Raw genomic sequence first — 19213 nt, forward strand, 5'->3', positions numbered from 1 at the left:
CCAGCGGCGACGTGGCCCTGGCCCTGCTGTTCTACGGCGGCATCGCGGGTGGGGTGCTCCTCATCGGGCTCACCCCGGGCGCGGGCAACGCCACGCTGACCGGGTTCCTGTTCGGTTCGGTGAGCACCGTGAGCGAAGAGGACCTGTGGGTCGTCGGGGTGCTGGCGCTGGGCGTGGCGGCGGTGGTGGCGGTGTTCGGCCGCGAGCTGTTCGTGCTGTGCCAGGACGAGGAGGTGGCGCGGGCGCACGGGCTCCCGGTGCGCTTCCTGAGCGTGCTGCTGGCGGTCACCGCGGCGTTGACGGTGGTGATCGCGATGCGGGTGGTGGGGCTGCTCATGGTGAGCGCCCTGATGATCGTGCCGGTGGTCGCCGCCCAGCAGCTCACCCGCAGTTTCCGGGTGACGATGTCGCTGGCCGTGGTGATCGGGCTGCTGTCCTCGGTGGGCGGGCTGAGCGCCGCGTTCTACGCCGACCTGGCTCCCGGGGCCACGATCGTGCTGCTGGCCCTGGCCGTCTTCGTGGTGGCGGTGGGCGTGGGCGGGGTGCTGCGCCGGGCCTCGGGGCACCGCTCCGCGAACACCCGGCCACCGACCGCCACCGCGGCGGCCGGTACGATGCCCGGGAGTGGTCCGGGGAGTGATCCGGCGAGGATGGGCCGTTGAGGGGGAGGGTGAGCCGTTGAGTACGACGACACGACGTGAGGCGGTCCGTCGGGCGCTGAACGCGTCCAGCGGTTTCCGTAGTGCCCAGGACCTGTACGCGGATCTGCGCGCCGAGGGTTCCAAGATCGGCCTGACCACCGTCTACCGGGCGTTGCAGGCGCTGAGTGACTCCGGTGAGATCGACGTGCTGCGCACCGACGACGGCGAGGCCGTCTACCGGGCTTGCGGCAGCGAGAGCCACCACCACCATCTGGTGTGCCGGGTGTGCTCGACCGCCGTGGAGGTGGAGGGCCCGGCCGTGGAGCGCTGGGCCGCCGAGATGGGCGAGGCGCACGGGTTCACCGGTGTCACGCACAGCGTGGAGATCTTCGGGACCTGCGCGTCCTGCTCCCGGGGCGCCTGAGGGGACGAGGGCCTGAGGCCCCGGGGCCGCCCGCGGGCGGCCCCCGTTCGAGAGACGACGCCATGGACGACCACCCCCTGTTGGGGCCCGTGATCGACGTCCGCTCCCGGTTCGCCGCGGAGCGGGCCGCACTGGTGTCCCTGCTGCGCTCCCTGACACCCGAGCAGTGGGCGGCCGAGGCGGTGCCCGGCTGGAGCGCGCGGGACCTGGCCGCCCACCTGCTGGGCGACGACTACGGGCGGCTGGCCGGGCGCCGCGACGGGTACCGGCCGGGGCCGGGCCTCGCGCCCGGGGAGACGATCGCGCGGCTCGTGCACCGGGAGAACGCCCTGTGGGTGGAGGGCACCCGGCGGATCAGCCCCGCCGCCCTGGCCGACACCCTGGAGGTGACCGGCCGGTGGATCGCCGACCTGTGGCGCGACGCGGACCTGCACGCCCCCTCGATCAGCGTGGACTGGGCCGGGGTGGACCCGGCGCCGACCTGGTTCGACTGCGCCCGCGAGTTCACCGAGTACTGGACCCACCGGCAGCAGATCCGGCTGGCCGCGGGGCTGCCCGCCGACCTGGGGCCGCAGGCGGCCGGGCCGGTGCTGGACACGTTCCTGCGCGCCCTGCCGCACACGCTGCGCGACGTCGCGGCCGAACCCGGGACCCGGGCGCGCGTGGAGGTGGAGGGCCCCGCGGGCGGGACGTGGACGGCGGTGCGCACCGACGGGGGCTGGGTGCACGACCCGTCGGAGGGGGCCGGGGCCGACGCGGCCGTGCGGCTCGACGCCGACACGGCCTGGCGGATGTGCACCCGGATGATCGAGCCGCAGGAGGCCGCCCGGCGGGGCGTCCTCACCGGTGACCGGGGGCTGGCGGCCGCCTGCTGCCGGATCGTGTCGATCCTGCGCTGAGGCCGCCGTCCGCCCCCGGGGGGTCTCCCACCTTCCCCGAGGTCTTGGCCACAACCCCGTTCCCTCCTGGGGCCCTCAGCCCCGGCCGGAGTGCGTTGTGCCTCCCCCGCCGCAGGGAGTGACGGCCGCACGAGGCCTCCCGCCCCGACCCCAGGGGGTTTCCGCCTTCCTGGGGCCCTCAGCCACAGCCCGTCCCCTCCTGGAGTCCTCAGCCCCAGCCGGAGGGCGTTGTGCCTCCCCCGCCGCAGGGAGTGACGGCCGCACGAGGCCTCCCGCCCCGACCCCAGGGGGTGTCGGTAGAGCGGGACTCGACCCCGGCCGCAGGGGGTGAGGCAGCAAGAGCAGGTTTCCCAAACGCCCGCCATCTGCGGAGGGCGGTGTGCGGAGACCGCTCTCGGTCGCGTTGGTCTCCACGGGTCACCCCTTGGGAACGTACAGACCCGGGCTGGGCGCGGAGCCGTCCCCACGTCACGACGCCCGGCAGACCAAAAAGACGTACGCGTTGGACTCACGTCCCCGGTGATGGGGGTGTTTTCCGGGGACGGGTCGGGGCACAGCGCACATCCCCGACCACACAGGTCCACGGAAAGACGCTCCGACTGCAAACCCGCGGTTGCACAGACCTCGCTTGAAAGCCCGACCACAGACGCAGTAACCCCCGCCCTCAGTGCCCTCCCCAACCACAGAGGGTGTCGGGAGGAAGAACCGGGACCTGCACTCCAGGGGGCGAAACCCCGCCGCCACTGCCCTCCCCGGCCACAAGGGGTGACCGCAGCCACACTGCCGCCGGTACCGGTGGCGGTCCCACCTCCCGCCCCCCGGGGGGGCGGGGCCGGAGAATATCTGCGGCCTCCACCCCCAGCGGCGCAGGTCCCGGTCCTTCCTCCCCACACCCCCAGGGTCCGGGCGCAGCAGGTAACCGCGGCCGTCACCCCCTAGAGCGCGGGTCGCGGTTCACCTTCCGGTCTGGGGCCGGGGCCGCGGGTGTCCGCGACCGTCACCCCCTGGAGCGCGGGTCGTGGTTTCTCCTCCCGACACCCCCTGTGTCCGGGGAAGGCAATGGAGGCGGGGGTTACCCCGTCTGTGGTCGGGCTTTCAAGCGAGGTCTGCGCAACCGCGGGTTTCCAAGCGGAGCGTCTTTCCGTGGACCTGTGTGGCCGGGGATGTGCGCTGTGCCCCGACCCGTCCCCGAAAAAACACCCCCACCACCCCGGACGTGCATCCAACGCGTACACCTGCTGGTCTGCCGGACCTCGTACCGTGGGGACGGCTCCGCGCCCAGCCCGGGTCTGTACGTTCCCAAACGGTGACCCGTGGAGACCAACGCGACCGAGACCGGCCCCCTACACCGCCCTCCGCAGATGGTTGCCGTTCTGGAAACCTGCTCTTGCTGTCTCACCCCCAGGGGCCGGTGCCCCGTCCCGCTCTACCAACACCCCCCGGGGCCGGGGCCGGAGGCCTCCCGCGGCCGTCACCCCCTGCGGCGGGGGAGGCACGATGCCCTCCGGCCGGGGCTGAGGCTTCCGGGTCGGGTGGGCACCCCCCAGGACAGAGGTAACGCCTCCGCCGACCCCCTGGAATGGGAGGAACCGATCCCTTCTTCGGACTGTGCCGGGGTCCCGGACAGCGGGCCTTCGCCACACACAGCGTTAACAGAACATGCGGGCACCCGACCGCCGACCCAAGCAGGCGGGCAACCCCCTGAGGCCGGGGCCGGAGGCCTCCCGCCGCCGTCACCCCCTGCGGCGGGGAGGCACGATGCCCTCCGGCTGTGGTGAGGGCTCCAGGAAGGGCGGGCGTCCTCACCGGAGGCAGGCGTCCTCACCAGGGGCGGCGGCCCGCCCCCGGGTCAGTGGTCGCGGCGGAGGGGTTCCAGGGCCGGGCGTTTGGGGGTGACGCCGTCGCCGGAGGAGCGGCCGGTCAGGCGGCGGTGGATCCACGGGACCAGGAACTCGCGGGCCCAGTGCAGGTCCTCCTGGCGGGCGGCGCGCCAGTCGCGGGGCTCGGCGGGCGGCCACGGCTCGTTCCAGTCGCCCTCGACCGGGACGCCCAGCACCTCGCACACGCGCAGCGCCAGGCGGCGGTGGCCCTCCGGGGACAGGTGGAGGCGGTCCCAGTTCCAGGCCCGCGGGTCGTCGAAGATCCGCATGCTCCACACGTCCACCACGTCGCAGCCGTAGCGGTCGGCGACCGCGCGCATGTGCATGTTGTAGGTGGCGATCTTGCCGCGCATGTGGCGCATGACCGGCTGCCAGTTGGTGTCGAAGCCGGTGAAGATCACGATGCGCGCGCCGGTGCGGGACAGCTCGGCGATGGCCTCGGCGAAGATGGCGGCCACCGCGTCGGGGTCCGAGCCCGGGCGGATGATGTCGTTGCCGCCGGCGCAGATGGTGATGAGGTCGGGGGAGAGTTCGACGGCGCGGGGCAGCTGCTCGTCGACGATCTGCCCGATCAGCCGGCCGCGGACCGCCAGGTTGGCGTAGCGGACCTCGCCGACGTGGTCGGCGAGGTGCTCGGCCACCCGGTCCGCCCAGCCGCGGTAGCGGCCGTTGGGCACGCTGTCGCTGTCGGGGTAGGGGTCGCTCATGCCCTCGGTGAAGCTGTCACCGAGGGCCACGTAGGACAGGATGTCCTTCTTGGTGAGGTCGTTCGTCCCAAAGCCGCTCATAGTAAGTGATCATGCAGCTCCACGCCATGGTTACGCGACAGTAGGTTTCCGCTTTTTCGGGTTTTGAGCGTGACGTCACACCTGTGGGCGGCTTCGGGACGCTGTTTCAGCGCTCCTTGGTGAGGGGCGTCAGCTCCGGACGCTTGGCGGTGACGGTGTCACCGGAGGAGCGGCCGGTCAGGCGGCGGCCGATCCACGGGCCCAGCGACTCCTTGACCCAGGCCAGGTCCTCCTTGAGCGCCTCGGCGCGGCGCACCGGACCGGCTGCGGGCCAGGGCTCGTCCCAGCGCTCGGCGACCGGGACGCCCAGGACCTCGCACACGCGCAGCGCCAGGCGGCGGTGGCCCTCCGAGGACATGTGCAGCCGGTCGGCGTCCCAGGCGCGGGCGTCGGTCAGCACGTCCATCGACCACTGGTCCACGAGGAGGCAGCCGTGGCGGTCGGCGATCGAGCGGACGTTCAGGTAGTAGCGGGCGAACAGGCCGATGGTGCCGCGCATGTAGCCCGAGGCGATGTTCACGCCGGTGAAGAGAATGACCTGAGACCCGTTGGCGCGCAGCCGGGACACGGTGTTGTCCAGAATCCTGGCCATCCGCTCCGGGTCGCCAGCCGGGCGCAGCAGGTCGTTGCCGCCCGCGCACAGGGTGACCAGGTCCGGGGCCATCTCCAGGGCCGGGGGCAGCTGGTCGGTGACGATCTGGCGCATCAGCTTGCCGCGCACCGCGAGGTTGGCGTACCGGATCTCCCCCAGGTGGTCGGCCAGGTGCTCGGCGGTCCGGTCCGCCCAGCCGCGGAAGCCCGAGCCGTCCGGGTAGGGGTCGCCCACCCCCTCGGTGAAGCTGTCGCCGATCGACACCAGCGACATGCCCGGGCGCAAGAGAGGCTCGTCCGGCATTATTTCCCCTTCTCTTCGGGCGCGGCCACCGGGTTCGGTTCGGCGCCGCCGTAGCGGCGGTCCCGGCGCGCGTAGATCTCACAGGCCCGCCACAGGTCGCGGCGGTCGAAGTCGGGCCAGAGCGTCTCCAGGAAGACGAACTCGGCGTAGGCCGACTGCCACAGCAGGAAGTTGGACAGCCGCTGCTCGCCCGAGGAGCGCACGAACAGGTCCACCGGGGGGACTTCGGGTGAATAGAGGTGCCGGGAGATCGTGTCCTCGGTGATCTTGTCCGGGGAGATCTCCCCCGCCGCGGCCCGGCGCGCCAGCGTGCGCACGGCGTCGACGATCTCGGCCTGGCCGCCGTAGTTCACACAGAACTGGAGGGTGAGCGCGGTGTTGTCGCGGGTCATCTCCTCGGCGTCGCGCAGCTCCTTGATGACGCTCTTCCAGAGCATGCCGGAGCGGCCCGCCCAGGTGACCCGCACCCCGCGGGCGTGCAGTTCGTCACGGCGGCGGCGGATGACGTCGCGGTTGAAGCCCATGAGGAAGCGCACCTCCTCCGGCGAGCGCTTCCAGTTCTCGGTGGAGAAGGCGTACGCCGACAGGTTGGGGATGCCCAGTTCCAGGGCGCCCTCGATGACGTCGAAGAGGGACGCCTCACCGGCCTTGTGGCCGTCGGTGCGCGGCAGGCCGCGCTGCTTGGCCCAGCGGCCGTTGCCGTCCATGACCACGGCCACGTGTCGGGGCACCAGGTCGGCGGGCAGTTCGGGAGGGCGCGCCCCGCTCTCGTGCGGGACGGGCGCGGTGTACTCCCGCCGGTTGCCGGTGTCGAAACTGAACAGACTCAAGAACGCTCCACATGGCGCAGTGATCGGATTCCGTTTTCCAGGTGCCACTGTAGGTACGCCGCGACCAGGCCGCTGCACTCGGTGCGGTGCCTGGGGTCGCTGGCGTCCGCCGTCGGCCAGTCGCCCCCGAGCAGGGACGACATGAGGCGGACGGTCTCGGCCGAGGGGTGCACGCTGCCGTGCGGGCGGCACACCGAGCACACCGTCCCGCCCGCGTGGATCGCGAACGAACGGTGCTCTCCGCGGTCGCCGCAGCGGGCGCACTCGGACAGTGCCGGGGCGTACCCGGCCACGGCCAGGGAGCGCAGCAGGTAGGCGTCCAGGACCAGCCGGGCGTCGTGCACGCCCTCGCCCAGGGTACGCAGTGCGCCCAGGAGCAGGAGGAACTGGCGCAGGGCCGGGTCCTTCTCCACGGCGACGACCTTTTCGGCCGTCTCCAGCATCGCGGTGGCGGCGGTGTACCGGGAGTAGTCGGCGACGATCGCCTCGCCGTAGGCGCGGACGGTCTCGGCCTGGGTGACGACGTCCAGGGTCCGTCCGGTGTGCAGTTGCAGGTCGACGTGGGTGCAGGGCTCCAGCCGGGCGCCGAACCGCGACCGGGTGCGCCGCACCCCCTTGCCCACCGCCCGGACCAGGCCGTGTCGCCTGGTCAGCAGGGTGATGATGCGGTCGGCCTCGCCCAGCTTCTGATTGCGCAGGACGACGCCCTCGTCACGGTAGAGGCTCACTCCCCCATTGTCGCGGATACCGGTGACCGTCCTCGCGCCGGGATGGTCCGCATGCGCCGGACGCGCACCCCCTTGACCTGGTTGATCACGTTTTGGATTCCCTTTTTGCGATATTTGGTCTACTCTCACGCGCTAGATGTGATGCGCCGGAACCGCCGCCCTTCCCCCGCGGCACCCCCGGCGCCGCCACGCGGAAGACGCGGTACCCCCACGGCGGGCCACCGAGATCTCACGTGGCCATGGGCGAGCCCAGAACCGCCCGAGGGTACGAACCCCGCCTCAGGCGGGGTCCGATTGCACCCGAATCCCGCACATACCGGAGGAGAGCGATAATGGCGCGTGGTCGTCGAGGAAAACGACGGGCCAGCACCCGGCGCTCCCAGCGCAGGCGGCCGATACCCCTCGTCGTGACGCTGGCGGCGGTGCCGGTGGGCCTGACCCTGGCCGGAACCCTGCTCATCACCGGTGCCGGTGACGAGATGAACCCGTTCCGCAACACCGCGGACGGCTCTGCGCTGCCCGAGGGCGGCCAGGCCTCCTCGATCAGCACCGAGGCGCCGCCGGTCCCCGACGCCTCCGAGGACCCGGACTTCTTCGTCGCCCCCGACGCACCGGCCCAGGAGCGCACCCCGTCCGGGGACACCGAGCCGCAGAGCGCCGACGTCACCGCCTCGTCCTCCCCCGAGGACTCCGAGGGCGGGGGTTCGGACGGCGACCGCGGCGAGAGCGCCGGCGGCGGCTCGGGCGGCTCCGGCGGCAGCAGTGGATCCGGCGGTTCCGGGGGCTCGGGCGGCTCCGGTGGGGGCGGTGGCGGCACGGGTGCCGCCGCCGGGGTCACCGACGAGGTCGTGCGCCTGGTCAACGCCGAACGCGCCGACGCCGGATGCGGCGCGCTGCGTGTGGACTCGCGGCTGACCGCCGCCGCGCAGGAGCACAGCGAGGACATGAACCGGCGCGACTACATGGCCCACCAGAGCCCCGAGGGCGAGGGCCCCGGCGAGCGGGCCCGCCGCCACGGGTACACCGCCTGGGGCGCCGAGAACGTCGCCAAGGGGCAGACCAGCGCCGCCCAGGTCATGGACGCCTGGATGAACAGTGAGGGCCACCGCAACAACATCCTGAACTGCGGGCTGGTGGCGATCGGTGTCGGCGAGTCCGGCAACGCCTGGACGCAGAAGTTCGGCTGGGAGTAGCCCCCCACGCATACGGCGAAGGGCCGCACCCGTGGGGTGCGGCCCTTCGTCGTGCAAGGCCCGGAGAGTGCGACGGCTGAAGACGTGGGTTACGTAGAAGGAAGCCCGCCCGTCGCCCTCCACCACCCTCAACGGACGCCTTCGGCGACAGACCTCTTTCGCGGTGCCGGGACATGAGGAGAGTGGGAGCGCTGAACCATTAACAGTGGAGCCCTCGCAGAGGGTTGAGAAGGAAGCGCCCCCGGTGCCTCGGGTACTGCGTGGGCGGGGAGTGCGACGACTGGGTCCGAGAATGAGAAGGAAGTCGCCGCGGTGCCGCCCCGGCCGGACCCGCGATGAGCCCGGCCAGAGGGGCGGGGAGTGGACCGGCTGCGGTTTTCTTTAAGAGAGAAAAAGAGAAGGAAGCCGATCCGAGTGCCGCCCTGCCCGCAGCCTAGCGGCCGGGGCAGAGCGGCGTCACCGGGTTTTCAGGACACCGGCTCCGGTTCGGGACCGGTGTCCGGAAGCAGCGCGGCCAGCGTCGGCAGGGTGATCGCCTCCACCCCCTCCGGCAGCCCCTCCGGGCGCTCCGTGCCGAGGTAGCCGACCCGCAGCGTCTCCTTCTCCAGCCCCTCCGTCTCCGCCTCCGTGAGCGGGCCCGCCTCGCGCACCCGGACACCGCGTTCGGCCATCAGGTCGACCAGGTCGCCCACGGTCAGGTACCGGCGCGACAGCACCCCGCGGGCCAGCAGGCTCCCCGGGACCCCGGTCTCCTCGACCCGGTTGAACTGCTCGTCCGCCGCCAGGAACAGGTGCGTCCAGCGGGCCGACCAGGTGCCGTCCTCCCCCCGGGCGAAGGCCAGCGGCACCAGCACCCGCGACTCCCCCTCCAGGTCGGAGCGGACCCGGACGGTGCGCGGCTCGAACGGCATCCCCCGCTGCACACCGTCCAGCGACATGTAGCCGAAGAACGCCTCGGGCAGGAAGGTGAACCGGTCGCCGGTGTACACCAGCACCTGGGGCACCACGTACCGCACCTTCGGGTCCAGCGCGGCGAGTTCCAGGTCGATCATCTCGGTGGCGCCGCCGGGCGCCGGGGCCTCCACCAGGTCTCCGGAGTGCACGGCCCCGGTCCCCTTGAGGTTGGTCCAGGAGACCTGCCCGACGGGCGCGAAGTCCTCGCCGAGCAGCATCACCGACAGGTCCAGGTCGGTGGTCCGCTCGCCCTGGACCCAGTGCACGAAGAAGCGCAGCCGCTCCCCCTCCACCGGCGTGACGCTGCCGCGCGGCAGCACGCCCAGCCCCTTGGAGGTTCCGCGGCCCGAGCGCGGGACCGCCACGTCCCGCACCGCCGGGTCGACCAGCAGCAGGTCGACGTCGGGCAGGCGGCGGGCGATCAGCGCGTCCAGTGCGGCGGTCACCGCGGCCGTGTCGGCCTCGGGCAGCGGCGGCCGGGTGTCGGGGACGGTCCAGCCGCGGGCGGTCTCGTTGGCGAACAGCCGCACCGAGCCGGGCAGGCTCCGGTTGGCGAGCTGTTCGCGGGCCGAGGCCAGCACCCGGCCCGCCACCCGGTGGCCGACCGCGTTCAGGCGCTCCACCAGCAGGTCGGTGACGGCGGGGCCGCCCGCGACCATGATCCGGTCCAGGGACCGGACCAGGGTTCCGGGCGCCCCGGCCAGCAGGTGGACGGCGGCCGGAACGTCACCGGCGCCGAACGCGGCCTCCACCCGGGCGGCCAGGGTGTGCACGCGCCTGTCGCCCCGGGCCACCGCGAACACGTCGCGGGCGTGGCGCAGCGCCGGGTACTCGTGCGGGTGCAGCCCCTCCCCCAGGCGCTTCCAGCCCTGGACCCGGCGGCCCACGTCGGCCAGCTTTCCGGGGTCGGCGGCGACGCCGTCCAGCGCGGTGAGCAGCAGGCGGCGTTCGCGCCGGGTGAAGGAGCGCAGGCGCTGGGGCGCCACCAGGGTGGGGTCGCCGTCGGACAGGGCCTGGGCCAGGCGCAGCACGTCGGTGACGGTGTCCACCACCGGGAGGGCGCCGGCGCGGACCCGGGCGGCGTTGACCACGGCGCGGTTCTCCCGGACGGGGATCGCGGGCGGCTCGTGGTCGGGGCAGGAGGCGGCCAGGCGGCCCAGCAGGTCGCGGTCGGCGTCGGCGAGCGGCACCGTGGACCCGGCCAGGTCGGTGTAGAGCCGGCGGGTCTCCTCCTCGACCGTGCCGCCGGGGTGCAGCAGGGTCCACCGGTCCTTCGCCCCGGCGACGAACGCGTCGCGGACGGCCGCGAGTTCGGCGTAGGTGTGCTGAAGGCGGCCGTAGGCGGGCAGGGAGAGCAGGTCCAGGCCGCCGGGGCCCGGGGCCACCGCGTCCCGGTGGGCCGGGTCGGTGACCGCGGAGACCAGGCACTCCAGCCAGAACTCCACGGTGTCGGGGACGTTCTCGGGGAAGTCGGTGAAGTACACGTTGTGCTCGGCGTCGGCGCCGACGAGTCCGCGGACGGCGGCGAGCAGGGGGACGGCGGTGCGCAGCACCGCGTCGGGGGCCAGCCCTTCCAGGCGGGTGCGCAGGTCGGCGGTGAGCGCGAACCCGAGGGACAGCAGCGCGGCGTCCAGCCGCCGCACCGCGGTGGTACCGTCGCCGGGTTCGGCCGCGGGAAGGGGGACCCGCAGGGTCCGCTGGATGATCTCGGTGTGCGCCATGCCGGGAATGGTCCCATCGCGGGAATCCCCGTCGCCAGGGATTTTCGGGTCGCCGGGCGGGGTGTCCGGGGGCGGTACTAGGGTGAGCGGCACCGCGGCGAACAGATCGGTGGAGGGTACGGGTGCGCGAGCTCAGTGAGCTGATCGACGTGAAGCGGCCCGGGTGGCCGGTGGTCTCCGCACACCTGGCGGAGGCCGGGGTCCCGGTGCGGGTGCTGCCCGGCGACCCCGAGCGGGGGCGGACCTGCCTGCACCGGTTGCAGGTGACGGCGCGGTCGTTCCTGGGCGCGATGGCGCTGGAGAGCGGCGGCCTGCTGGTGGACGACGGCTGGCTGCGCGTGTACGGGGGCGGCGGGGCGGTGCTGCCCGGGCTGGGCGAGGTCAACGACCTGAGCGCGGCGGTGGTGCACGGTCCCCCGGCACACCTGGTCGTGGGGCACGACGTCCTGGGCGGGGTGTTCGCGCTCAACGGTCCGGCCTGCGAGGACGACCGGTATCCGGGGCAGCCCGGGGAGATGGTGTACTTCGCGCCGGACTCCCTCAAGTGGGAGCCGCTGGAGGCCGCCTACTCCTCGTGGCTGCTGTGGATGCTGGAGGAGCACAACCTGGAGAACTTCTACGCCGACCTGCGCTGGCCGGGGTGGCGCGGGGAGGTGGCGGGGCTGGCCCCGGACCGGGGGCTGGCGGCGGCGCCGTTCCTGTGGACGCGGGAGGCCGCCGCGGACCCGGCGGCGGTGCGGCGGCGGCCGGTGCCGATGGCCGAGCTGGCGGGGCTGAACCGGGAGTTCGCCACCCTGGCGGGCGGGCCGGACCCGGGGCCGTTCGGGACGCTCTGACTCTCCGGACCCGGAAACGGGCGAGGGGCCCGCGGCGGTGCCGCGGGCCCCTCTCGTGTTCCCGTGGTCAGGCGCGGCCGATGGCGCTGCACAGGGCGCGCAGCGAGGCGGTGGTGATGCTGCTGTGGATGCCCACGCCCCACACCACGCGGCCTTCGATCTCGGCCTCCACGTACGCGGCGGCGCGCGCGTCGCCGTCGCCTCCCATGGAGTGCTCCACGTAGTCCATGACCCGCACCTTGACGTCGACGTCGGTCAGGGCGTCGCAGAACGCGGAGATCGGTCCGTTGCCGGTGCCGACCAGCTCGCGGATCTCGCCGTTGACGCGGGCGTCGGCCTCGATCCGGTAGGTGCCCTCGGCGTCGGTGGAGGAGCGGTGCGCCAGCACGGCGACGGGGCCGTCCTCGCGCAGGTAGGTGCCGGAGAAGATCTCCCAGATGCGCTCGCCCGAGAACTCGCCGCCCTCGGCGTCGGTGAACTTCTGGATGACCTGGGAGAACTCGATCTGCAGGCGGCGCGGCAGGTCCAGCGAGTGGTCGCGCTGCATGATGTAGGAGACGCCGCCCTTGCCGGACTGGCTGTTGACCCGGATGACGGCCTCGTAGTTGCGGCCGACGTCCTTGGGGTCGATGGGCAGGTAGGGCACGTCCCAGCCGTACTCCTCCACCGGGACCCCGGCGGCCACGGCGTCGGCCTCCAGGGCGGTGAAGCCCTTCTTGATGGCGTCCTGGTGGGAGCCGGAGAAGGCGGTGTACACCAGGTCGCCGCCGTAGGGGTGGCGGGGGGCGACGGGCAGCTGGGTGCAGTGCTCGACGGTGCGGCGGATCTCGTCGATGTCCGAGAAGTCGATCTTGGGGTCGACGCCCTGGCTGAACAGGTTCAGGCCCAGGGTGACCAGGCAGACGTTGCCGGTGCGCTCGCCGTGGCCGAACAGGCAGCCCTCGACGCGGTCGGCGCCGGCCATGACGGCCAGTTCGGCGGAGGCCACCCCGGTGCCGCGGTCGTTGTGCGGGTGCACGGAGACGACCACGTGTTCGCGCCGCGACAGGTTGCGGCTCATCCACTCGATCTGGTCGGCGTAGACGTTGGGGGTGGAGCGCTCGACGGTGGCGGGCAGGTTCAGGATGATCTCCCGGCCCGGCCCGGGGTTCCACACGTCCATGACCGCCTCGCAGACCTCCAGGGCGAAGTCGATCTCGGTGTCGATGAAGATCTCGGGCGAGTACTCGTAGCCGAAGTACTCGGTGTCGCCCAGGTACTGCTCGGCGAAGCGCATGACGTGGCGGGTGCCCTCGACGGCGATGGCCTTGCAGGCCTCGCGGTCCACCTTGAAGACCACGCGGCGGAAGGTGGGCGCGGTGGCGTTGTACAGGTGGACGGTGGAGCGCTTGGCGCCGACCAGGCTCTGCACGGTGCGCTCGATCAGGTCCTCGCGGGCCTGGGTCAGGACCGAGATCTGGACGTCGTCGGGGATCAGGTCGTCCTCGATCAGGGAGCGCACGAAGTCGAAGTCGGTCTGGCTGGCGGCCGGGAAGCCTACCTCGATCTCCTTGTAGCCCATCTTGACCAGCAGCGCGAACATCTCGCGCTTGCGGTCGGGGTCCATCGGCTCGATCAGGGCCTGGTTGCCGTCGCGCAGGTCGGTGGACAGCCACCGGGGCGCCTCGGTGATGGTCTTGGACGGCCAGGTGCGGTCGGGCAGATCGACCGACACGAACGGCGTGTAGCGCTGGAACGGCATGGGGGACGGCTGCTGCTGGGGCACCATTGCGGTGGCTCCTCGGGATTCGCGGCGTGGTCAATGGTCGACCGTGGACAAGCCGAAGCCCCGCGGCGAGGGAGCCGACCTGTACTAACGACCCCCGCCGCGGCCGCTAAGAAGGAGCAGCTCGCACAGCATGATGGGCCCACGCTAGCAGAGCGCCCGGAAATACTGGTACTCCCCGTCCACATGCTGGGACGCGTGTCACGTGACCTGCGCCTTCTGCAACGCGCCGCCGTCCGCGACCAGTCCCGTTCCGCCCGTGTCGTCCCGATGTCCCTCCTGTGTCATCTCGATTTCGAGACAACCGATACCTCGGCATCGAGATATCGAGCAAAGGTCTGTACCATTGGGGGGAACCCTTCAGTGCTAGGGGGGTCGTTCGAGTCCCGCCGGGGGATCCAGGGTGCGGCCAACACCCGAGGCCACCGTCGCTCCGCGCCGTTCACACGTAAGCCGCGCCCGACGGTCGCGCCGGTCCCCCGGCGGGATTTCTCTTTTCCCACGACGCTCCCGCACCGCTTGCGCGCCGACGCCCGGACCCTCGCGGTCGAGGGTCCGGGCGGTGTCCCGGACGTGTCCGGGCGGCGCCGGTCAGGCGTTGGCGAGGTGGGGGTAGTCGGTGTAGCCGGTGTGGTCGCCGCCGTAGAAGGTGGCGGCGTCGGGCGCGTTGAGGTCGGCGCCCGAGCGCAGGCGCTCGTCCAGGTCCGGGTTGGCGAGCCAGGCCGAGCCCAGGGCGACGGCGTCGGCGCCGTTCGCCAGGGCCGCGTCGACGCCGGACAGGTCCAGGCCGGTCGCCGGGTTCACCACCAGGGTGCCCTCCCACAGGCGGCGGACCAGCGGGGTGAGCTCGGCGCCGCCGATCTGGGTGGTGTGCAGGAAGGCCAGGTCGGAGCGGTGGCGCAGCCCCTCCAGCAGGGCCGTGTACTGCGCGGCCGGGTCGCTGTCGGACATGCCGTTGTAGACGTTCTCCGGCGAGACGCGCAGGGCGGTGCGGTCGGCGCCGATCGTGTCGGCGATGGCGTCCACCACCTCGATCGCGAACCGGGAGCGGCGCACGGCGTCGCCGCCGTACTCGTCGGTGCGCCGGTTGGAGCCGTCGGCGAGGAACTGGTGGACCAGGTAGCCGTTGGCGCCGTGGATCTCCACACCGTCGAACCCGGCCTCGACCGCGTTGCGGGCCGCGGCGGCGAAGTCGTCGACGATCTCGTGGATCTCCGCGACGGTCAGCTCCCGCGGCTGCGGGTGCGGCACCGTCTTCTCGCCGTCGAACAGCTCCTGGCCCGAGACGATCGGGGACGGGCCCACCGGCAGGCCGCCGTCCGGGTACAGGGACGGGTGGCCGATCCGGCCGGTGTGCATGATCTGGGCGAAAATCAGCGAGCCGCGCGCGTGGACGGCGTCGGTGACCGGCTTCCAGGCCTCCACCTGGTCGGCGTCGTGCAGGCCCGGGGTGTTGATGTAGCCCTGGCCGCGGACGTTGGGCTGGATGCCCTCGGTGATGATGAGGCCGGAGGAGGCGCGCTGCCCGTAGTACTCGGCGACGAGCGCGTCCGGACGGCCCGCGACGTAGCAGCGCGACCGGGTCATCGGGGCCATGAACAGGCGGTTGGCGGCCTCGTACCGGCCGACCTTGACCGGCTGGAACAGGGAGTCGCTCACGGTTTTCCTCCGGGTGTCACGGGTCGGGGGCGTCCGCCCCCGGGAACGTTCCGAAGCTAGGCCCGGGCGCCGTCCGCCCCCTTGCCGCGCGCTGTCCGTCCGCTGTCGTGACCCCGGTCTCACCGGGAGTGAAACGCCCGGATCGGCGCGTATAGGCTCTCCGGTATGCGATTCGGGGTACTGGGGCCGCTGGCCGTGTGGACCGACGGGGGTTCGTCCGTACGGGTACCGGGGGCCAAGGTGCGCGCCCTGCTGACGCTGCTGCTCGTCCACCGCGGCGAGGCCGTCTCGGCCGACCGGCTGGTCCACGAACTCTGGGACGCCCCGCCGCCCGACCCGGCCGGCGCCGTGCAGACCGCGGTGTCCCGGCTGCGCGGCGCCCTGGAGCGCGGCGAGGCGGGCTTCCGGTCGCGGGTGCAGTCGGGCCCCTCGGGCTACCGGCTGCGGGTGGACGCCGACGCCGTGGACGCGGGGAGGTTCGAGGCCCTGGTGTCCCGGGCCCGCGGCGGTGGCCCCGCGGAGCGGGTGCGGCTGCTGGGCGAGGCGCTGGAGCAGTGGCGCGGCCCGGCCCTGGCCGACCACGCGGACGCGGGCTTCGCCGCGGCGCCGCTGGCCCGCTGGGAGGAGATGCGCCTGGCGGCGCTGGAGGACCGCGCCCGGGCCCGGCTGGAACTGGGCGAGGGCCCCGAACTGGTCGCGGAGCTCGGCGAGCTGGTGCGCGTGCACCCGGCCCGGGAGCGGCTGCGGGCGGCGCACATGCTCGCCCTGTACCGGGCGGGCCGCCAGGGCGAGGCCCTGGAGAGCCACCGCGGGCTGCGGGAACTGCTGGCCGAAGAACTCGGCGTGGACCCGGGCCCGGAGATCACCCGACTGCACGCGGACATCCTCGCCCAGGCCCCCGGGCTGGACCCGGCTCCCGCCGCGCCCGCCGCACCGGTGGCGCCCGCCCACCACCCGCACATCATGGCTCCCCCGCCGGAGTCCGCCCCCGCGGCCCCGGCCGCCCCCGCGACACCCGCCGCCCCGCCCCGGGGTTCGGTGCCCGCCCCCCTGACCGATCTGGTGGGACGCGAGGAGTGCGTCGCCAAGGTGGAGGAGGAGCTGTCCCGCACCCGGCTGGTCACCCTGACCGGCCCCGGCGGGGTCGGCAAGACCTCCATGGCCCTGGCCGCGGCGGCCCGGGCCGGAGGCCGGTTCGGCCCGGCCTGGTTCGTGGAGCTGTCCTCCCGCGAGGGCGACGCCGCCGACGGGGTGGTCGACGAGGTCGCCGCCGTGCTGGGCCTGCGCGACGAGGCGACGCGTGCGGCCCGGCCCACCGTCGCCCGCGTCGCCGAGTCCCTGGGCTCTGGCCCGGCCCTGCTGGTCCTGGACAACTGCGAGCACCTGGCCGGCCCGGTGGCCGACCTGGTCACCCGCCTGCTGGGGGCCGCCCCGGGGCTGCGGGTCCTGGCCACCAGCCGCGAACCCCTGGGGCTGCCCGGCGAGCACCTGCACCAGGTCGAGCCGCTGGCGCTGCCCGCGGGCACCTCCCCCGAGCAGGTGGCCGCCTCCGACGCCGCCGTGCTGTTCGTCCACCGGGCGGCCGCCTCGGTGCCCGGGTTCGCGGTGGACGCCTCGAACGCCGAGGCGGTCGACGCCGTCTGCCGCCACCTCGACGGCCTGCCCCTGGCCCTGGAGCTGGCCGCCGCCCGCGTCCGCTCCCTGGGGGTGCACCGGCTGGCCGAGCGGCTGCACGACCGGTTCCGGGTGCTGGGCGCGGGCGGGTACGACCGCAGGCGCACCCTGTGGGAGACCGTGGACTGGAGCTGGCAGCTGCTGTCCGAACCCGAGCGCGTGGTGCTGGGCCGCCTGTCCGTTCCGGCCTGCCGGTTCACCCTGGAGACCGCCGAGGCGATCGCCGCCGCCCCCGACCGCGGGGTGGCCGAGGCCGACGTGGCCGGGATCCTGGCCGGGCTGGTGGACCGCTCCCTGGTGGTGGTGGACCACGGCGGCGACCACTACCGGCTGCTGGAGACCATCCGCGCCTACGCCGCCCAGAAGTTGACGGCCTCGGGCGAGGAGGAGAACGCGCGATGCGAGTACGCGCGGCACATCGCCAGGGGTCCCGGGCACGGGGAGGCGGGTGATTTCACCCTCGACCTGGACCCGTCGGAGGCCGGTGTGCGGGCGGTCGACGTGCGCACGGCGATCGAGTGGTCCGTGGAGCGCGACCACCCGGAGGTCGCGCTGCGCATCGCCGCCCGGCACGGCTGGTTCTGGTACCTGATCGGCCGGTACCGGGAGGGGTACCGGCTGCTGTCCCGGGCGCTGGAGGCGCCGGGGGCGGCCGACGCCGCCGATCCCACCGACCGGGCCGAGGCCCTGCTGTGGCACTCCGCGCTGGGGGCCACCGAGTGCGCCCGGACGGCCGAGGGCGCGATGCCGGACTCCCTGGCCGAGTCCGCCCACGAGGCGGTGCGGCTGGCCGAGCGCCTGCCCGACCCGCGGGCGCGGGCGCGGGCCGAGGCCCTGCTGGTGTTCATGACGTCCTTCGCCGACCTGGGCCGGGGGGAGGACCCGGCGGTCGACGACCGGCTGGCGATGGCGCTGCGGGTGTTCGAGGCGACCGGCGAGCCGTGGTGGACGGCGTTCTCCCTGCACCTGCGCGGGTGGCGGGCGCTGCGCCGCAGCGAGCTGCGGGCGGCCCGGCGCGACGCCGACCGGAGCCTGGCGCTGTTCACCCGCACCGGCGAGCCGTGGGGGACCGCCCGGGCGAACAGCCTGCTGGGGGTGATCGCGGGCATCGAGGGCTCCTACGCCGAGGCCGCGCACCGCCACCGCCTCGCCCTGGGGCTGGCCGAACGCCTGGGGCTGTGGCCGACGGTCGTGGACGAGCTGGGCCGACTGGCCCGCATCCACCTGCTCAACGGCGACCTGGCCGCCTCCGACGCCGACAACCTGCGGGCCCTGCGCATCGCCGGCGAGCAGGCGTTCCGGGCGGGGCGGCGGTTCAGCGTGGGCGGGCTGGGGATGGCCGCCCGCCGCCGGGGCGACCTGGACCTGGCCGAGGAGTACCTGAACGAGGTGCTGGAGATCCACCGCCAGGACGGCTACCGGCCGGGACTGGCGTTCGCGCTGGCCGAACTGGGGTTCGTGGCCGAGCAGCGCGGCGACGCCCGGGCCGCCCGCGACCTGCACCTCAAGGGGCTGGGCTACGCGCGTCAGACCGGCGACCCCCGCGCGGTGGCCCAGGCCCTGGAGGGCCTGGCCGGCGCGGCCGCCCTGGCGGGCGACGGCGCCGCCGCGGCCCGGCTGGTGGGCGCCGCCGAACGCCTGCGCGAGGGGACGGGGGTGCCGATGCCCGAGGCCGAGCGCTTCGACGTGGACCGTGCCCTGTCCGCCGCCCGCGACCTCCTGGGCGCCGACGCCGTCGACGCCGCCCGCACCGCGGGCCGCGCCCTGCCCCCCGAGGCCGCCATCACCGAGGCCCTCTCCCCCGTCCCCCAGCCTCAGCCCCGGTAGACCTCCCGCCGATGCCTCACGTGGAGCGCCAGGACGACGACCACGTCGTCCTGGACATCGGCGATGATGCGGTAGTCCCCCACCCGATAACGCCACAGGTCACCGAGCCGGTTGCCCTTCAACGCCTCACCGAGCTCACGCGGGTCCGAGGTCCCCTCGATCCGTTCGCTCAGAAAGCGGAGGACGCGCCTCACCGCCTGGGGATCCAGCTTGCGCAGCTCCCGTTGGGCGTCATCGTGGAGCTCAACCCTCCGGGTCATGTTCTGCGATCACTTCCGAGAGGGGGACGGTGCCGCTGCGGCCCGCACGCAGGTCTTCGAGGCGCCGCTCGGCCAGGTAGATCTCTTCGAGTTCGTCCAAATGGGCGACGATCGCCTCGCGAGCGTAGAAGCTCTTGGACCGACCGGTCTCCTTGGCCAGCGCTTCGAGTCTTTCCTCGATCTCCGCCGGGAGTCTGAGTGCCAGCATGCGCCACCTCCATAGTTGCTATACAAGTATA

General features: G+C 73.4%; 15 protein-coding genes. 6 read left to right on the forward strand and 9 right to left on the reverse strand.

Annotation, left to right across the window (positions count from 1 at the left end):
• The 3 genes from ACJOT3_RS13010 to ACJOT3_RS13020 form a co-directional block, all read left to right on the forward strand.
• Window positions 1-662: metal ABC transporter permease (locus ACJOT3_RS13010; protein WP_406972328.1), on the forward strand; the 662-nt coding region annotated here is incomplete at its 5' end.
• 16 nt (window positions 663-678) lie between these two features.
• On the forward strand, window positions 679-1065 hold the full coding sequence (locus ACJOT3_RS13015; protein ID WP_406972330.1) for a Fur family transcriptional regulator: 387 nt from the start codon (window positions 679-681) through the stop codon (window positions 1063-1065).
• Between the two features lie 62 nt (window positions 1066-1127).
• Window positions 1128-1964: a maleylpyruvate isomerase family mycothiol-dependent enzyme gene (locus ACJOT3_RS13020; RefSeq protein WP_406972332.1), complete on the forward strand. Its 837-nt coding sequence runs from the start codon at window positions 1128-1130 to the stop codon at window positions 1962-1964.
• A 1849-nt stretch (window positions 1965-3813) separates the two neighbouring features.
• Here the strand turns inward: ACJOT3_RS13020 and ACJOT3_RS13025 are convergent.
• The 4 genes from ACJOT3_RS13025 to recO form a co-directional block, all read right to left on the reverse strand.
• Window positions 3814-4632 (reverse strand): SGNH/GDSL hydrolase family protein, encoded by an 819-nt coding sequence (locus tag ACJOT3_RS13025; RefSeq protein WP_406972334.1) that lies wholly within the window; start codon window positions 4630-4632, stop codon window positions 3814-3816.
• A gap of 106 nt (window positions 4633-4738) precedes the next feature.
• Window positions 4739-5527 carry an SGNH/GDSL hydrolase family protein gene (locus ACJOT3_RS13030; RefSeq protein ID WP_406972336.1) on the reverse strand — a complete coding sequence of 263 codons (789 nt, stop codon included), beginning with the start codon at window positions 5525-5527 and terminating at the stop codon, window positions 4739-4741.
• Window positions 5527-6357: an isoprenyl transferase gene (locus tag ACJOT3_RS13035; RefSeq protein ID WP_406972338.1), complete on the reverse strand. Its 831-nt coding sequence runs from the start codon at window positions 6355-6357 to the stop codon at window positions 5527-5529. Before ACJOT3_RS13035 ends, ACJOT3_RS13030 begins: the two co-directional genes overlap by 1 nt.
• Window positions 6354-7085, reverse strand: coding sequence for a DNA repair protein RecO (recO, locus tag ACJOT3_RS13040; RefSeq protein WP_406972340.1), 732 nt, complete (start codon window positions 7083-7085; stop codon window positions 6354-6356). The genes ACJOT3_RS13035 and recO overlap by 4 nt, the downstream gene beginning before the upstream one ends.
• Before the next feature lie 413 nt (window positions 7086-7498).
• On the opposite strand from recO, the gene ACJOT3_RS13045 reads away from it, so the two are divergent.
• Window positions 7499-8278 carry a CAP domain-containing protein gene (locus ACJOT3_RS13045; RefSeq protein WP_406972370.1) on the forward strand — a complete coding sequence of 260 codons (780 nt, stop codon included), beginning with the start codon at window positions 7499-7501 and terminating at the stop codon, window positions 8276-8278.
• A gap of 467 nt (window positions 8279-8745) precedes the next feature.
• On the opposite strand, the gene ACJOT3_RS13050 is transcribed toward ACJOT3_RS13045, so the two are convergent.
• Window positions 8746-10953, reverse strand: coding sequence for a hypothetical protein (locus ACJOT3_RS13050; RefSeq protein WP_406972342.1), 2208 nt, complete (start codon window positions 10951-10953; stop codon window positions 8746-8748).
• 122 nt (window positions 10954-11075) lie between these two features.
• On the opposite strand from ACJOT3_RS13050, the gene ACJOT3_RS13055 reads away from it, so the two are divergent.
• Window positions 11076-11789 (forward strand): DUF2625 family protein, encoded by a 714-nt coding sequence (locus ACJOT3_RS13055; protein WP_406972344.1) that lies wholly within the window; start codon window positions 11076-11078, stop codon window positions 11787-11789.
• A gap of 67 nt (window positions 11790-11856) precedes the next feature.
• Here the strand turns inward: ACJOT3_RS13055 and leuA are convergent, their stop codons facing one another.
• Window positions 11857-13557, reverse strand: a complete 1701-nt coding sequence (leuA, locus tag ACJOT3_RS13060) for a 2-isopropylmalate synthase (RefSeq protein ID WP_406972346.1) — start codon at window positions 13555-13557, stop codon at window positions 11857-11859.
• Window positions 13558-14145: 588 nt separating this feature from the next.
• Window positions 14146-15213, reverse strand: a complete 1068-nt coding sequence (locus tag ACJOT3_RS13065) for an alkene reductase (protein ID WP_406972348.1) — start codon at window positions 15211-15213, stop codon at window positions 14146-14148.
• Window positions 15214-15378: 165 nt separating this feature from the next.
• Here ACJOT3_RS13065 and ACJOT3_RS13070 point away from each other — a divergent pair, with 165 nt between their 5' ends.
• The gene (locus ACJOT3_RS13070; protein WP_406972350.1) at window positions 15379-18714 is read left to right on the forward strand and encodes an AfsR/SARP family transcriptional regulator; all 3336 of its coding nucleotides are present in this window, start codon (window positions 15379-15381) and stop codon (window positions 18712-18714) included.
• Here the strand turns inward: ACJOT3_RS13070 and ACJOT3_RS13075 are convergent.
• Both ACJOT3_RS13075 and relB read right to left on the reverse strand, forming a co-directional pair.
• Window positions 18702-18974 carry a type II toxin-antitoxin system RelE family toxin gene (locus ACJOT3_RS13075; RefSeq protein ID WP_406972352.1) on the reverse strand — a complete coding sequence of 91 codons (273 nt, stop codon included), beginning with the start codon at window positions 18972-18974 and terminating at the stop codon, window positions 18702-18704. The genes ACJOT3_RS13070 and ACJOT3_RS13075 overlap by 13 nt on opposite strands.
• Window positions 18958-19182 carry a type II toxin-antitoxin system RelB family antitoxin gene (gene relB / locus ACJOT3_RS13080; RefSeq protein WP_406972354.1) on the reverse strand — a complete coding sequence of 75 codons (225 nt, stop codon included), beginning with the start codon at window positions 19180-19182 and terminating at the stop codon, window positions 18958-18960. The genes ACJOT3_RS13075 and relB overlap by 17 nt, the downstream gene beginning before the upstream one ends.
• Between the last annotated feature and the right edge of the window lie 31 nt (window positions 19183-19213).

Origin of the sequence: Nocardiopsis protaetiae, from assembly GCF_045446735.1 — a bacterium.
Classification (GTDB): Bacteria; Actinomycetota; Actinomycetes; order Streptosporangiales; family Streptosporangiaceae; genus Nocardiopsis; species Nocardiopsis protaetiae.